15 protein-coding genes and 1 pseudogene are annotated in these 15,009 nt (G+C 64.4%); 6 read left to right on the top strand and 10 right to left on the bottom strand.

From position 1 onward, the window contains the following. Positions 1 to 169: 169 nt before the first annotated feature. From AC3A4T_RS15460 to AC3A4T_RS15415, 10 genes and pseudogenes are all read right to left on the bottom strand, one after another. A complete protein-coding gene (locus AC3A4T_RS15460; protein ID WP_487676165.1) occupies positions 170 to 2,629 on the bottom strand; it encodes a VirB4 family type IV secretion/conjugal transfer ATPase in 2,460 nt (819 codons plus the stop codon). Between the two features lie 154 nt (positions 2,630 to 2,783). Beyond that, positions 2,784 to 3,095 carry a VirB3 family type IV secretion system protein gene (locus tag AC3A4T_RS15455; protein ID WP_487676164.1) on the bottom strand — a complete coding sequence of 104 codons (312 nt, stop codon included), beginning with the start codon at positions 3,093 to 3,095 and terminating at the stop codon, positions 2,784 to 2,786. Continuing rightward, positions 3,088 to 3,474 (bottom strand): TrbC/VirB2 family protein, encoded by a 387-nt coding sequence (locus AC3A4T_RS15450; RefSeq protein WP_487676163.1) that lies wholly within the window; start codon positions 3,472 to 3,474, stop codon positions 3,088 to 3,090. The genes AC3A4T_RS15455 and AC3A4T_RS15450 overlap by 8 nt, the downstream gene beginning before the upstream one ends. A 310-nt stretch (positions 3,475 to 3,784) precedes the next feature. Then, on the bottom strand, positions 3,785 to 4,669 hold the full coding sequence (locus tag AC3A4T_RS15445) for a lytic transglycosylase domain-containing protein (protein ID WP_487676162.1): 885 nt from the start codon (positions 4,667 to 4,669) through the stop codon (positions 3,785 to 3,787). Positions 4,670 to 4,835: 166 nt separating this feature from the next. Continuing rightward, positions 4,836 to 5,873, bottom strand: a complete 1,038-nt coding sequence (gene virB11 / locus AC3A4T_RS15440; protein WP_487676161.1) for a P-type DNA transfer ATPase VirB11 — start codon at positions 5,871 to 5,873, stop codon at positions 4,836 to 4,838. A gap of 27 nt (positions 5,874 to 5,900) precedes the next feature. Then, positions 5,901 to 7,145, bottom strand: coding sequence for a TrbI/VirB10 family protein (locus tag AC3A4T_RS15435; RefSeq protein WP_487676160.1), 1,245 nt, complete (start codon positions 7,143 to 7,145; stop codon positions 5,901 to 5,903). After that, positions 7,142 to 7,909, bottom strand: coding sequence for a TrbG/VirB9 family P-type conjugative transfer protein (locus AC3A4T_RS15430; protein ID WP_046656480.1), 768 nt, complete (start codon positions 7,907 to 7,909; stop codon positions 7,142 to 7,144). Before AC3A4T_RS15430 ends, AC3A4T_RS15435 begins: the two co-directional genes overlap by 4 nt. Continuing rightward, positions 7,906 to 8,955, bottom strand: a complete 1,050-nt coding sequence (locus AC3A4T_RS15425; RefSeq protein WP_487676159.1) for a VirB8 family type IV secretion system protein — start codon at positions 8,953 to 8,955, stop codon at positions 7,906 to 7,908. The genes AC3A4T_RS15430 and AC3A4T_RS15425 overlap by 4 nt, the downstream gene beginning before the upstream one ends. A gap of 281 nt (positions 8,956 to 9,236) precedes the next feature. Further along, positions 9,237 to 9,629 (bottom strand): annotated as a pseudogene (locus tag AC3A4T_RS15420) (hypothetical protein); the annotation flags it as partial. Between the two features lie 384 nt (positions 9,630 to 10,013). Next, a complete protein-coding gene (locus tag AC3A4T_RS15415) occupies positions 10,014 to 11,162 on the bottom strand; it encodes a pyridoxal phosphate-dependent aminotransferase (RefSeq protein ID WP_487676158.1) in 1,149 nt (382 codons plus the stop codon). A gap of 198 nt (positions 11,163 to 11,360) precedes the next feature. Between AC3A4T_RS15415 and AC3A4T_RS15410 the strand changes: the two genes are divergently transcribed. The 6 genes from AC3A4T_RS15410 (at position 11,361) to ccmE (ending at position 14,877) form a co-directional block, all read left to right on the top strand. Beyond that, positions 11,361 to 11,834, top strand: a complete 474-nt coding sequence (locus AC3A4T_RS15410) for a DUF3293 domain-containing protein (RefSeq protein ID WP_487676157.1) — start codon at positions 11,361 to 11,363, stop codon at positions 11,832 to 11,834. 121 nt (positions 11,835 to 11,955) lie between these two features. Further along, positions 11,956 to 12,618: a heme ABC exporter ATP-binding protein CcmA gene (gene ccmA / locus AC3A4T_RS15405; protein WP_487676156.1), complete on the top strand. Its 663-nt coding sequence runs from the start codon at positions 11,956 to 11,958 to the stop codon at positions 12,616 to 12,618. A 35-nt stretch (positions 12,619 to 12,653) separates the two neighbouring features. After that, on the top strand, positions 12,654 to 13,331 hold the full coding sequence (gene ccmB, locus AC3A4T_RS15400) for a heme exporter protein CcmB (RefSeq protein WP_487676279.1): 678 nt from the start codon (positions 12,654 to 12,656) through the stop codon (positions 13,329 to 13,331). A 153-nt stretch (positions 13,332 to 13,484) separates the two neighbouring features. Beyond that, positions 13,485 to 14,249, top strand: a complete 765-nt coding sequence (gene ccmC, locus AC3A4T_RS15395; protein WP_487676155.1) for a heme ABC transporter permease CcmC — start codon at positions 13,485 to 13,487, stop codon at positions 14,247 to 14,249. Further along, positions 14,249 to 14,413: a heme exporter protein CcmD gene (ccmD, locus tag AC3A4T_RS15390; RefSeq protein WP_487676154.1), complete on the top strand. Its 165-nt coding sequence runs from the start codon at positions 14,249 to 14,251 to the stop codon at positions 14,411 to 14,413. Before ccmC ends, ccmD begins: the two co-directional genes overlap by 1 nt. Further along, positions 14,410 to 14,877, top strand: coding sequence for a cytochrome c maturation protein CcmE (gene ccmE / locus AC3A4T_RS15385; RefSeq protein WP_046656477.1), 468 nt, complete (start codon positions 14,410 to 14,412; stop codon positions 14,875 to 14,877). Before ccmD ends, ccmE begins: the two co-directional genes overlap by 4 nt. Positions 14,878 to 15,009 lie beyond the last annotated feature (132 nt).

Below are 15,009 nucleotides of genomic sequence, written 5' to 3'. Positions count from 1 at the left end.
TGCTACTCCGGCAGATCCCGTACCGGACGACCGCGGCCGCCGGTTCCTGCCAGGCCCAAAACGGGCATCCTCGCAAACGACGTCAATTACATTCTTTTCCAGTGGAACAAATACTCAAGGAATGTGATCGTCCAGGCCAGTGGGCAGGCGACGGGCGGCACATTCCGGGTTATGCGTGGGCGCGTTCGCGGGGGTCGGACGAGGCCTGCTTGCCCTTGCCCGAGCCCTTGCGGTTGTCGTAGAAGTCCTGCAACCAGGCGTCCGGGGTCAGTTCGTCCACCGCGATCCCGGTCCTGTGGGAGGCCTTCTCGACCACCTGATGCATGATGTCGATGTTGTCGGTCGAGGCCGAGATCACCGCCAGCGCGTCGTCCATGCCGCGCAGGTTGAGCTGGCACACCGTGGCCGCATGGCCCTGCTTGACCAGGAAGCAGCGCGAACGCTCGTCCAGGCTCTTGACCACCTGGAACTCGGCATCGGTGAGCTTGAGGCCCTCGATGTAGTCCTCGCGGCTGGCATTCGGGTTCGGCAGCAGGATCAAGGTCGCGGTCTGCTCGATCAGCGAGGCGGAAATGTCGCTGGCCAGCGCGTCCTCCGGGCTCTGGGTGGCGAAGATGCCCAGGCCGTTCTGCTTACGGATGGTCTTCTGCTTGTTCTTGGCGAATTCCTTGAGTGCGCCGCCGCCGTCGAGGATCTTCCAGAATTCGTCCATGACGTAGATCAGCGGGCGGCCGTCGATCAACTCTTCCAGGCGGTGCAGCAGGTAGTTGATCACCGGCACGCGCACTTCGGGGTTGTCGATCACATCGGTGTAGTCGAAGCCGATGATGTTGGCCTTGTCGAGCTTGATCGTGTCGACCGGGTTGTCGAACACCCAGCCCAGCGAATTGCCGGTGGTCCACTTGCGCAGGCGCGCATACAAGCCGTCGTCGCCCATGTTGGGCAGGCTCTTCTGCAGGTTGGTCATGCTGCGCAGATGCATCGGCGTGTCGAGCATGTTCTCGACCGCGCGGAAGATGTCCTCCTCCTCGCGCGCCGAATAGGTGCCCTTCGCGGCCAGCACCTTGATCAGGTCGGCCAGGAACTGCACGTTGGTTTCGTTGCGCTCGCACTGGAACGGGTTGAAGCCGGTCGGCTGGCCGTTGTCGAGGGCGAGGTAGTTGCCTCCGCAGGCGCGCACGAAGATCTCCGCGCCGCGGTCCTTGTCGAAGAAGAAGATCGTCGGCGTCGGCTTGAGCTTCTGCACCTGGCTGAGCAGGAAGTTGATCAGCGCGGTCTTACCGGTACCGGACTTGCCGATCACCATGGTGTTGGCGATCGCCTTCTCGCCGAGCGAGTTCTCGGCCGGATGGGTGGCGTGGAAATTGAAGTAGTACGGCTGGCCGTTGGTGGTCTGCAGGGTGGTGACGCAGTCGCCCCACGGGTTGTTTTCCTTCTTGCCGGTCGCGAAGTTGTGCAGCGGCGACAGGCCCAGGAAATTCAGCGAGCTGACGTTGGCCAGGCGGGTGCGGTACTTCCAGTTGCCCGGGAATTGCGAATAGAACGACGCGGTGACGGCCAGGTCTTCCTTGGCCGAAACGAAGCCGGCGTTGGACAGTTCGGCGCGCGCCTGCGCGACCTGCGCGGCGAGCTTTTCCTGGCTGTCGGCATAGATCGCGAAGGTGTAGTGATACTCGCCGAGCACGAAGTTGCCCGAGGCAAGCTGATCCATCGCGTAATCGAGCTCGGAGATCTGGCTGACCGCCTTGTCGCCCGAGGAAATCATCATGCCCTTGGTGCGGTCGAGCACCTTGAGCGCGTCCTGGCGGCCGATCGGACTGAACGAATGCGTGATCACGTATTCGAAGTCGAGGTACTTCAGGCCGTTGAGGATGCCCGGATAGGTCGAATCCGGGTATTCCTTGATATTGAGGATGGCGCCGAAATGATTGGCGTTGGTCGGCGTGTTGACCACGAAGTCGCCGCTCTTGGCGGCGAACATCAGCCGGCTGACCGGCAAGTAATTGTAGACCGGCGCGCTGAGCACCGGCACCGGCTCGTCGATGCGGTTGAGCAGGTAGCCGAAGAATTCCAGCGCCTCGGAGAAGACGATACCGTTCTTGGCTTCGTACATGCCCAGGCGGTACGGCGCGTAATCCTTGAGCACGGCTTCGACGTTGCCGGCCAGCTCGAGGATCTTGGCCACGCACTGGTCCTGCTCTTCCTGCAGGCGCCCGATGTCGGTGGACTTCTCGGAGAAACGCTTACCCGACACGATCGGGCGGTACATCATCGTCAGGTACAGCTCGTTCTGCATGAGCTTCTGCGAGGACAGCGCGGCGAAATAGCCGTCTGACAGGTCCTGGTTGAATCGCTCGTTGAACTTGCTGTCGGTGCGGATCCGGCGCCGGCGGCGCACGTCGTGGACCCAGAACGCGACGTTGGTGAAATCAGGCGCGCGCAGGGTCTGCAGCATCCGATTGAAGGTGTTGTGGCGATGCTCCAATTCCCACTCTTCACGACCGACGAAGGGCAGACCGCCCAGGTGCCAGACCATCATGTAATCGCCGCCCGTGGTCTTGATCACGGTGGGGGAGACATGCGTGGACAGCGGGATGAATTCGCTGATCGGAGTATCGGGTGTGAGCATGATGGGTACTGCGTATCCCGTGGTTTTGGAAGGACGTCGCCGGGCCTGGGCCCCGCGACGCGATCAAGCATCCGACGACGGCCCGGTCAGGGACGCCGCGGACGGCCAAGAACCGCAGGCGCCATACGGTTCACCGCGATGGCGCCTGCGTACATCATCGAGACTTCTTGTCGCCAGGATTGCGATAGTGGTTCGGCGAGAACACCCACATGGTGCCGTGGTGAACGATGTTCCTCATCCGCATGCGGAACTGCATGCGCAGCCCCAGCAGGCGGAAGATCATCTCGTCGCGACGGGTCATCTGCCGCATGACGAAAATCACTACCGGCAGTGTCAGGATGAACCACATATCGAAGTAGAACGTCGAAAGCAAACATGCCCCGGCCGCGAACGTGAAGGGCACGTACGGCACTCCCAGGAACATGGGAGGCCGTGTGCAGCCGCGGAACATCGCGTTCTTATGCATACAGGTTCTGGAAGGTGCTCACCAGGACCGCCATGCCGCCACCGCCGCCGCCGGCGCCGACGTCGTTCGGGATGACCATCTTGGCCAGCTGAGCGGCGGCGCCGATCAGGAAGCCGCCGAGCAGGACCGGCATCACGTCGGAGATGCGCTTGTGCGCGAACGCGATCTGGTAGCCGGCGAAGATCACCGCGATGGTCACGATCGCGATCGAGGCGATGTTGAGCAGGCTGTTGAGGTTGTCGAAGAAGCCCTTGACGGTGCTCTTGGCGCCGTCGACGGTCTGGGCGAAGGCCAGTTCCGGCGCCGCCAGCGCGCCGACGAACAGAGCCGCCATCGCGAAGGCCGAGAGGAAGTTCTTGATCTGGATATTGTTGTTCATTGAAGAGGTCCTTTCTATTCGCTAGTGGACAAAATGGTCGAGGTGCAGCGGTGTGTTTCGGATGGTTCGTCGGTGGAGGGGAAACTGGTCGATCGAAAACGGGTGGATCAAAACGGATTTATCAAAACGGATCTAGCAAAAACGGATTCATCAAAACGGCCTGATCGAGTGAATTGATCTGGACCGGGCCGATCAGATCGGTACAGCAAAATCACTTGAAGCAAATCGGGCAAATCGAAACCAGGTGGATCAAGGTCGGATCAAATTCGAGCAAAGTCGGGTCGAACAAGACGGCTCGGCGGACCGGCGCTCAGAAAACGAAGGCCTGATCGCCCTGCCCCTGCGCTGCCACTGCCGCCGCCGGAGCGACGGGCGCGGGCTGCTGCGGGAGCGCCGCCGAAGCATTCATCGGCATGACTCTAACCGGCTGCGAACTCTGAGCCTGAGACGCCATTCCCGCGCCACCCATCGCCGCGACTCCCGTCGGCATCGGAGCGGGCATTGTCGGCGCGGCCGCGAGCGGTTGCGCAACCGGCATCGTTGTAGCGGGTAACGCCATCTGGGGCATCGTCGCGGCCATCGGCTGGGAGGCGCTGACCGACGCCAGGCGCTGCGGGCCCGACTGTCGGCCTGGCGCATAGGTGGCCGGTCCAACCGGGTTGGCCGGGTTGACCGACGCCAGCGCCGAAGGCGCCTTTGTATCCTTGCGAGATGACTTGCCGATTACCGCGATGGCCTGAGCATCGGAATATGGCGTCGCTCCCCTGTTGATCGACGCATAAATCTTTTGCACATAACCATGCCGGAAACCCGTGACGAAGTTCCCAGAGTAGTAACAGCTGAAGGATTTACCCCAATCGCCACTGGAGCGGCCATAGCATTCGGCCAGGATTTTCGAGCCCGCCTGCAGATTCGGACAGACTTCGAATGCCTTTTCGTAACTGTCCAGGCCGTACTTGCCCAGGTTGTAACGATTGACCTGGGCGACGCCCAGTGAAAAGTTGTAGCCGCGGCGCTCAAGCATGCGCACGGTGGAGACGGCTTCGGCGAGATTCTGCGGCTGGCGCACCAGGCGGCCGCCCACGACGCCAATCGCAAACGGATTGAACGAGGACTCCACGCGCACGACGTGGTGCATGACTTCATTTGGAACTGCCAAGCCCGGGCAGTTCATCAACTCTATTCCGGGCAACATTCCGTGATCCCCCCGTGCCAACCGTTGCGCCGATCCCTGTGAACATCCGCAGAAAGATGGGGTTGCAAACAGTTGGATCGACGCAGCAATGATTCATCTAGCAGCAAGCAATGTCAATGGCCGTGCACACTTACATCACAGTTCTTAGCGTTTCGGGCACCTGAACTCATTCACTGTGCGAGCGCTCGGGATTGAAATCGATGCCGGTGATATAGCGCCTTCCCGCATGCGCCTTGATATGCACCAGGATATCGATGGTCATCATCAACAAGCGCTTGATGACCCCGAACTCCAGCCCCGACCCCTCGTTCGATGCCTTCACCATCAACGCCAGCTGATCCCACGTCTGCGCGGTACTGCCGGCGTGGCAACTGGTGATCGATCCCGGATGGCCCGAGGCGCAGTTACGAATGAAGTAGAACGATTCGTCGCCGCGCAACTCGGCCAGGATGATCCGGTCGGGCTTCATGCGAAGACAGGCTTCCATGCAGCTCTTGGCCGTGATGTTGCTGGTACTTTGTCCGCCTTTCGAATAGAGCAAGTGCACGACATTGGGCTGCGTGATGAACAACTCGCGCGCGTCCTCGATCGTCACCAGCCGCTCTTCTTCCGGAATGTGGTTGACCAGCGACTTCATGAAGGTGGTCTTGCCGCTGCCGGTGGCGCCGGACACGACCACGTTCTTCTTGTACTGCACCGCCTTCTTGAAGAATTCGGCGTAATTGCGCTGCGCGCGCAGCTCCAGCAGCTCGCGGTCGTGTTCGCTCAGGACGTGGGTCTGCTCCAGGATCTCGTCGAAGAACCCGTCTTCCTGGTACTGCTGCAAGGTCTTGCTGTGCTTGGACGGCAGGCGGATCGTGATCGAGACCTTGCCCGGATCGCAGGCAGGCGGAATCACGAACTGCGCGCGCTGTCCGGTCGGAAAGGTCAGCGAGACCACCGGGTCGGCATCGGTGATGCGCTGCCCGGTGTTGCTCTCGTTGACGACCGCGGTACAGAACTGCCGGGCCCGTTCGAAGGTCAGGCTCGGCACTTCCAGGCGGTTCCAGCCGGAGCGAGTCTCCAGGTAGAGCTCGCCCGGCCGGTTGATGCAGATTTCCGTGACATCCGGAGAACTCATGTACTCCAGGATGCCCAACACCTGGTACTGGTACTCCAGGAAGGCGTTGGAAACTTGCGCGATCGGTGAGTTATCGGCGTCCATCTCAAGCTACCGCTGCTGCAATCGACATCACCTGAGGACCGACGAGAAGTCGACATCCTTGGCGACATAGATGTTCACGACGGTGCCCTGGTTGATGGTCACGGTCGGCGGACGGTTGATGCTCTTGTCCAACGCCTGGTTGGCCAAGCGCTCCATCGCCTCGGCGGTGTTGCTCTCGTACGGGCTCTGGACCAGATTGCCGCTGTTGGTCACCGTGCTCGTCTCCGGACCGTTCTTGGCCGCGGCGTACTTGAACGCGTCGCTGATCAGGCTGATCAGCAGCGCCGAGGCGATGCGGCTGCCCCAGTGCGCGTTGTAGTCGCCCGGATGACCGGCGCCGCCGAGGTTGTCGATGCCCGGGCTGGCCATGTTGACGTCGATACCGTTTGGAGTGGTGATGCGATCCCAGATCACCGATACGCGCGGGCCGTTGATGTTGTCGCTCTGGTAACGGCCCGAAACCTTCGACCCCTTCGGCAGCAGCAGACGGCGGCCGTTGATCGAATAGGTCGGCTCGGTGACCACGCACGAGGTGAAGCCCGGCAGGTCGGTGATGATGCGGGTTTCCATGACGCAGCGGATGTACGTGCCACGCACCAGCAGGGTGTCGGGGTTGTAGATCGGCTGCGCGCTGGTGGCCTTTTCCTTATCCTGCTGCGGACGCGCCGGGCCCTGGCCGTTGGCGGCCATCATGGCCTGGGCATAGGCTTCGGGCGACATCACGCCGGGCGGCAGATTGCCGCCACCGCTACCACTGCCGCTACCGTCGCCACCACCGCCCTCGCCCGAGATGCGGCGTTCGAGCAGGCTCGGACCGCGCTTGACCGGCTCCATCTGCTCCGGCGGCGGCATCGGCATCGGCGGCGGGGCCTGATCGACCACCGGCAACGGCGGCATGCCGGCCAGCGGATCGACCGGCAACGGCGGCGGATCGGCCACGGTCTTGGGCAGGTCGGGAATATTGACCACTTCCTCTTCGACCTTCGGCTTCTTGTCTTCGCCGGACGTCGCCGCGTTGAACATCCACAGCGCGGCCACGATCAACAACAGCACGATGCCGCCGAGGAACAGCAACGCCTTGCGGTTGAGCCGCTGCACGTCGGAGGACTTCAGCGTGGGCGCGTTGGCATCCAGATCCGGCGCCGGGCCGGTGGCCTGCTGGCCGTAATAAGGATTCGCGCCGGCGTAGCCGTAGCTGCTGTTGTTGTTTTCCGGCGTGCCGCCGGACTCGTCCGGGTTACCCGGCTGATTGGGAGGTAGGTTCTGGCTCATTTCTGCTTCTTCCTGCGCAGACCGACGACGTTGTTGCCGTGACGGATGATCAAGTAGGGATAGGTGCCATGAACCACGAGCGTGTTGCCTTCCACCGTGGTGTTGACCACGAAGTCTTCGCTGCCTTCACGTTCGCGGCCGAACACCGCCGGAAAGTTGCCGGTCGGCAGATCCTTCACGCCGTTGATCTTGATGTAGGTGAACTGACCGTCGTCGTAGACGTTGGTCGGCACCAGCCACGACTGCTTCTTGCGGCTCGAGAACTGGTAATCGAAGTTGTAGACGCGGCCCTTGTCGAGGGTGGTGTTCAACTCGGGAACCGGTTCGGCCTTGGTTTCCTTCGCGCCGGAGAACTCGGTGCCGTTGGGATACACGAACTTGATCTTGTACTGCACGCCGGCCTGCTTGGCCTGCTCGAGCACGCGCCAGTCGGTCGCCACGACCTTCAACTCCAGGATGTAGGAGTGCGTGCTCGTGCGGATCATCATGTTGGTGTCGACGTCGACGTTCTTCGGCTTGATGTAGAAGACGTTGTCGCGACGGCTCATGTCCCAGCCGGAGCTGAAACCGGTGCTGTAGTCGAGGATGTTCTCGCTCGGGCTCAGTTCGATCTGAGTGGTGATGCCGAGGCCCGTGCGCACCGGATAGATGCGGTTGGCTTCGTATTCGTACTCTTGGATCACCTGGGCCGAGGCAGGTAGTGCGAGGCCGGAAACCGCCAGGAACAACAGGGCGGCCAGGCGATGTTTACGCAGGCAGTTCATCGGTTGCTGACTCCATTCGCATTGCCAGTCGGTGCAGGTGCCGCAGCCGGCTGTTGCGGCTGCTGGGCGGGGTTGGTGGGAAGCGGCGCGGCCTGCGGCGGCGCGGTGCCCGGCGGATACGCCGCGGGCGGCGCGCCGGCCGGCGGCGCCGTGCCGGGCGGAACCGTGCCAGGCGGATAAGCGCCTGGCGGCGGCGCGGTACCCGGCGGGTAGGCGGCCGGATTGGCGGCGTCGGGCGAGACCGCGCCGGGCTGCTGCTGCGGATAGGCCGCGGCGGGCGTCTGCGTGGGCGTCGCGTTGGGCGGCAAGGCCGGCGCGGCGGCGTAGTCGTTGTCGACGCGATAACCGCTGACCTGGAAGCCGAGCGGATTGAGGACGCGATTGATCTCGTCCATCTTCAGGTTCGACTTGTAGGTGAACTCGATCGTGGCGATCTTGCTGTCCAGCGGCGTGTTGTCGCCGTTTTCCTTGTTGTACAGGCTGCGCTGGAAGCGCACCGTCGCCACCTTCGGACCGGGACCGGTATTCATCGCATCGGCGGCGAGCTGGATGCTCAACAGCTTGACCCGGATCGTCTTGGTCTTGCCGTAGATGGTGATCGGATTGGCCGGGTTGGTCGAGCCGAACAACTGCTGGTAGGCGGTGGCGACCTGGGCGTTGCCCATCGCGAACACCGTCGCCCAGTCGCGCTCACCGATCTGCGAGTAGTCGTAGGACTCACGCGCCATGATGAAGTGCGAGATGTTGCTCTTGTTGAGCGCCTCGCTGGTGGTGACGCTGGGGTTGGCGAAGTCGTCGCGCAGGCGCGCGACCGTCGCGGTACCGGTGTAGGCGTCGGCCATGACCAGGTACGGCACCTTCTCCTTGAGCGGCAGGAAGTAGAAATAACCGCCGGCCAGGATCAGCGACATGATCAATGAGCCGAATGCGACGAGCCACGCGCGCTTCTCGCTGCGCTTGGCGATGTCGGCGACGGTGACCTCGTAGTTCACCGCCTTGGCGACGGCGTTCTCGACCGCCGGAGTTACGGGCTTTTTTCCGAACATCTATGCTGCATCCATGACGATGGAATCGTTGCTGGCGACGCGGCATGCCTGCGCATGCCGGAACTCGTCGCCTGTGCGGGCCGGCTTGCGCCGTTCGAGGATCAACGCGACGGACCGTTGGCTTGCGCCAGGGTCGCGGACGGCAGCGCGGCCGGATCGGCCAGGCTGGCGGACGGCGAATGCGGCTGCGACGGTTCGCTCTTGGGCGCGTGCGCGGACTTGGATGCGGCGTCGACCGCGGACGTGTCGTTGCCGGCCGCCGGCGCCGCCGAAACGGCCGAGCGCACCACGATCTGCTCGCCTTCGCGCGCGATCACCACGCCGTGTCCGGCATAGGCCGAATTGAGCTGCGAAATCGCGTCCGGCAGGCTGGTGGTGTGGATCTGCGACACCGCCTGATGCAGGGTGAAATCCGAATAGTGCTGGTAATCCAGCTTCATGTTCGAATCCTGGGTCCAGCGCGTCAGCATCGCCTTCAAGGTGCCGTCCATCGGCGAGGGATAGAAGACGTAGGACTGATGAAGCGGAATTTCGTTGGGCGCTTCGGAATACCGGTTGACCGGCTTCCAGCGGCCGCCGAAATCCGGCGCGGGCCTTGTGGCGCACCCGGCCAGCGCGACGGCCAGCAGGATCGCGATCCACAAACGAGGGCTGGTTGCAGTTAGTTGTCTCACGCGTTCCCCGGCTAAGTAATGTACTGACGCACGATAGGACCCGAAGCGGTCGTCGGCTGCGACTGGCCCGGCCAGCACGCTGCGACGGACCTCGTCGCGGTCATTGTTGGAAATGAGGTGACCGGACAGACATCGGTCGAAATGAGACGCCGGACACCTTTGCAAAAGAGACGCGCAACACGCCATCCCTTTTAGCGCCGGGTCGCGACTTTCTTGCCATGCCGGACGTGCGGCACGCGCTGATCGTTCTGTCCATGAACTCCCCCTACAGCCACGGTTATACCGTTGAACGAGCGTCTGACGACACTCGTAGACGAAGATTAGACCGAAGTCAAAGCATTCGGCAAGTAGTTGTGCAAAAAAAGTGCAAAATCGAGTTGCGGGTTACAGCCGTAACAAACGCTCGATCGCCGCGTCCAAGGTCGCTTCGTTCTTGGCGAAACACAGTCGCGCCAAACGCTGTCCAGCCGGCGCCGACTCGTAGAACGGCGACAGCGGAATCGCGGCGACGCCCTTGTCCACGGTGAGCCAGCGGCAGAACGCGGCATCGTCGAGATCGCTGACTTCGGAATAATCGACCAGTTGGAAATAGCCGCCCGGCACCGGCAACGGCTTGAGCGCGGTGGTCAATAATTGATCACGGAAGCGATCGCGCTTGGCCTCGTAGAAGGCCCCCAGCCCCTCGTAATGCTCCGGTTCGGCCTCGATCATCTCGGCGAACGCCCATTGGGCCGGGGCGAAACTGCAAAAGCTATTGTACTGATGGACTTTGCGCAGTTCGGCCGACAAGGCCGGCGGTGCGATGCAGTAACCAATTTTCCAGCCGGTGCAGTGGTAGGTCTTGCCGAAGCTCGACACCACGAAGGCGCGCTCGCGCAGGTGCGGATAGCGCAGCACCGATTCGTGGCGGCGGCCGTCGAACACGATGTGTTCGTAGACTTCGTCCGACAGCAGCCAGATGCCGGTGTCGGCGAGCAGCTCGCCCAGGCGGGCGATGTCGTCGGCGTCGAACATCGCGCCGGACGGGTTGTGCGGCGAGTTGATCATCAGCAGGCGGGTGTTCGGGGTGACCGCCGCGCGCACCCGGTCCCAGTCGACGGCGAAGGTCCGCGGGTCCAACGGCACATGCACCGCGCGGCCACCGGCCAGATCGATCGCCGGTTCGTAACTGTCGTAGCACGGGTCGAGCACGATCACTTCCTCGCCCGGACGCACCACCGCCTGGACCGCGTCGAAGATCGCTTCGCTGGCGCCGGAGACCACGGTGATCTCGGCATCGGCGTCGGGCCGATAGCCGTAGCAACGCTCGGTCTTGGCGGCGATGGCCTGGCGCAGCGCCGGGATGCCGGTCATCGGCGCGTACTGATTCTTGCCTTCGCGCATGGCCCGGCCGAGCGCATCGACCAGACGCGCGGGCACATCGAAATCCGGAAAGCCCTGACCGAGGTTGACCGCCTGGTGTTCGGCGGCGAGCTGCGACATCACGGTGAAGATGGTGGTGCCGACTTTCGGCAGCTTGGTGGTCAGGGTCATGGGCCGGGTACGTGATCGCGATCGGACCGAGGAGTGTACGAAATCCGTGTTGCAGGTCGTTAGACCGTGACGGCCGACGACAATGACGCGGCGACATATCTATATGTCCATATGACGATCGCAAGACAGCGCATGCGATCGACGCTCCGCCCGTCGGCCGGATTTGCACTGCCCGCGTGGCGCCGCGACACTGCGCGCATGCGCGAACTGCAGGTGCTCGATGCCGCCGAACTGGCGATCGCCTACGCCGCCGCCGATTACGCGGTGGCGCTGGACGGCGACGCCCTGCCCTTGCGCGTGGGCCGGCCGGCCGCCGATCTGGAGGCGTACTGGCCCGCCGCCGGCTACGTGTTCATGACCGCCTGGAACCCCGCATCCGCGCCGCACTCCGACAGCGCCAACCGCGCCGCCGACGAACGCCTGGTCGCGCGGCTGGATGCACTCGGCGTGCAGCGCCATGCCGCCTGGGCCGAGGACGTTGCCGGACAGTGGCGCGAACCCGGCTGGTTGCTGGCCGATCTCGACGATGCAGTGGTCAACGCGCTCGCGCGCGAGTTCGGCCAGGCCGGCGTGCTGGCCTGGCGACGCGGCGAGCCGGTGCGGCTGCGCATGCTGATCGATCGTCCCAGCCATGCCGGACCGGCCGCGCACACCGATTGGATCGGTGCCTGACCGGATCGTGCCTGACCAAGCCGGGCGGCAAGGACGCGATACGCGGCCAGAATGCGGAGCGAGCCGCGCAGTCGCATAGACTGCCCGCTTCGCGGCCCGACCCGCCGCCCGCTTGCGACCGATGACCCCACTAGAACGCACCGCTCCACCCCTGCTCGAAGCCCGCGGCCTGCGCTTCGCGCGCAACGACGAACCCGTGTTCGGCCCGCTCGACTTCGCCGTCGACGCCGGCGAAGCCTTGCTCGTGCAAGGCGACAACGGCGCCGGCAAGACCACGTTGTTGCGCGTGCTGGCCGGCCTGCTGCGCGCCGACGACGGCCGGATCGACATCGACGGACAACCGTCGGACGCCTCGCGCCGCGCGCGCGCGATTGCCTACCTCGGTCACCTGCCGGGCCTGAAGGCCGACCTGAGCGCGTTGGAGAATCTGAATTTCCTGTGCGGCCTGCAGGGGCGCCGGCGCAGCCAGTTGCCCGAGAACGCCCTGGCCATGGTCGGCCTGGGCGGTTACGACGACGCGCTGGCGCGCCAGTTGTCGGCCGGACAGAAGAAGCGGCTGTCGCTGGCGCGGTTGTGGATGTCGCCGGCGCCGCTGTGGCTGCTCGACGAGCCGTACGCGAATCTCGACCTGGAAGGGATCGAACTGGTCAACCGCATGGTCCAGGCGCATCTGCGCGAAGGCGGTGCCGCGCTGGTGACCACCCACGGCGCCTACGCCGCGCCGCCGGTGCGCACGCGCATGCTGGTGCTGCGGCGCGCGGCGGCGACGGAGGCCAGCGCATGAGCGTGCGCCAACGCAATCCTGGCGCCGGCGCGGCGATGCCCGGCTTGATCGGTTCGGCGCGCGCCTTGCTCGCGCGCGATCTGCGTCTGCTGTGGCGGCGCCGCGGCGACGCGCTGCAACCGGCGCTGTTCGCGCTGCTGGTGGTGGTGCTGTTCGCGCTCGCCCTGGGCGGCGAGAAGCAGGCGCTGTCGAAGGTCGCCGCCGCGGTGCTGTGGCTGTCGGCGCTGCTGGCCGGGCTGCTCGCGCTCGACACCTTGTTCCGCGGCGACGCCGAGGACGGCTCGCTGGAACAATGGATGCTGGCGCCAGTGCCGCTGGGCTGGCTGGTCGCGGTGCGCACCTTCACCCACTGGGCCACCACCTCCCTGCCCCTGCTGATCGCCACCCCGTTCCTGGCCGAACTGCTGTACCTGCCGCGCGAGCAATTGCCGGTGCTGCTGGCCTCGCTCGCGCTGGGCACGCCTTTGCTGAGTCTGCTCGGCGCGGTGGTCGCCGCGCTGACGGTCGGGATGCGGCGCTCTGGTATCCTTGTGGCCTTGCTGGCACTGCCGTTATACGTTCCGGTGCTGGTCTTCGGCGCGGGCAGCGTGGCCCGTTCGGCCCAGGGCCTGGACCCGGTAGGCGCGTTGCTGTTGCTGGCCGCCGGGCTGGTGGTGGCGCTGCTGCTGGCGCCGCTGGCCGCCGCCGCCGCGATCCGCATCGCGCTGAGCTGACGGCGCCGGCGGCTCGCGTTGCGAAGCACCAGGCAGGACGCGTAAGCAGGACCCAGTAGCAGACCGAACCCGCGCGCGACAGCCCGGCTGTCGCGCTCAACCGTCCAGGCCGCCCGGCGACCCAGACCTCGAGACCTTCGAACGAACCACTGAATGAATCCACTCGTCCGCTGGTTCCACCAACTCGGCTCGCCGCCCAGCTTCGACCGCTTCGCCGCGCGTTGGGCGCCGTGGGCCTATGGCCTGGGCCTGCTGGTGATGGCCTGGGGCCTGTACGGCGCGCTGTTCCAGGTGCCGGCCGATTACCAGCAAAAAGACAGCTTCCGCATTCTGTATATCCATGTGCCCAGCGCGTGGATGAGCCTGGCGGTGTATGCGCTGATGGCGCTGTACGCCGCGATCGCGCTGATCTGGCGGATCAAGCTGTGCGAAATCCTGGCCATGGCCTGCGCGCCGATCGGCGCCGGCTTCACCGTCATCACCCTGGCCACCGGCTCGATCTGGGGCAAGCCGATGTGGGGCACGTGGTGGGACTGGGACCCGCGCCTGACCACCGAGCTGATCCTGCTGTTCCTGTACCTGGGCGTGATCGGCCTGTACCAGGCGATCGACGACCGCCGCGCCGCCGCGCGCGCGGCTGGCCTGCTGGCGATCGTCGGCGTCGCCCTGCTGCCGGTGATCCGCTATTCGGTGGTGTGGTGGAACTCGCTGCACCAGGGGCAGACCATCAGCCTGTTCGGCAAGTCGAGCATGGACCCGAGCATGATGGCGCCGCTGATCTGGATGATCGTCGGCACCAAGCTGTGGTTTATCGGCGCGCTGCTGGTGCGCGCGCGCGCCGACAACCTGCGCCGCGAACAGGGCAAGGCCTGGGTCGCGCAACTGGCCGGCGTGGCGAATCCGCGGGAGCAGCGCTGATGGAATACCGCAATTACCTCATCGCTGCCTACGCAGTGTTCTTCATCGTGCTGGGCTGGGATTTCTTCGCCAGCCAGTGGCAGGTCCGCCGCGAATTGCGCCAGGCGCGCAGGCGCGCGGCGCGCGACGCGGCACGCAGCATCCCCAGTGAGTTGAGCCGATGAATCCCACCCGTCGCCGTCGCCTGTTGTGGGTGCTGGGCCTGGTCGCCGCCGCCGGTGTCGCCACCGCGCTGGTCGCCACCGCCTTGCAGCGCAATGTCGCCTATCTGTATACGCCCAGCGAGATCCTGCGTGGCGATGCCAGCGAACGCGCGCGCTTCCGCCTCGGCGGGATGGTCGCGGAAGGTTCGTTCAAGCGCGCGTCGGGTTCGATGGACGCGCATTTCAGCGTCACCGACGGCGATGCGCTGATGCCGGTGGTCTATACCGGCATCCTGCCCGACCTGTTCCGCGAGAAGCAGGCGGTGGTCGCGACTGGTCGCATGCAGGGCGGTACCTTCGTCGCCGAGGAGATTCTGGCCAAGCACGACGAGACGTATATGCCGAAGGAAGTCGCCGACAAGATGGGGCAGGCGCATAAGAAGCATGATGTCGCGGCGCCGGGTGGCGTGGAGCCTGCGCGTTGAGGTATTTCGCGCGTGGAGCGAAAGCGAATCCCCCCTCCCCCCCTTTTACAAAGGGACGGGACGCGCAGTCGCGGCAATGCCTGAGTTACGCCGACAAAACCGGATATCAGCGCCATCGCCGGTACCGAAAAA

The organism is Lysobacter sp. Soil_N_51 (assembly GCF_057655755.1).
The sequence above is the reverse complement of the archived record's forward strand: the minus strand, read 5'-3'. Positions and strand labels throughout refer to the sequence as shown.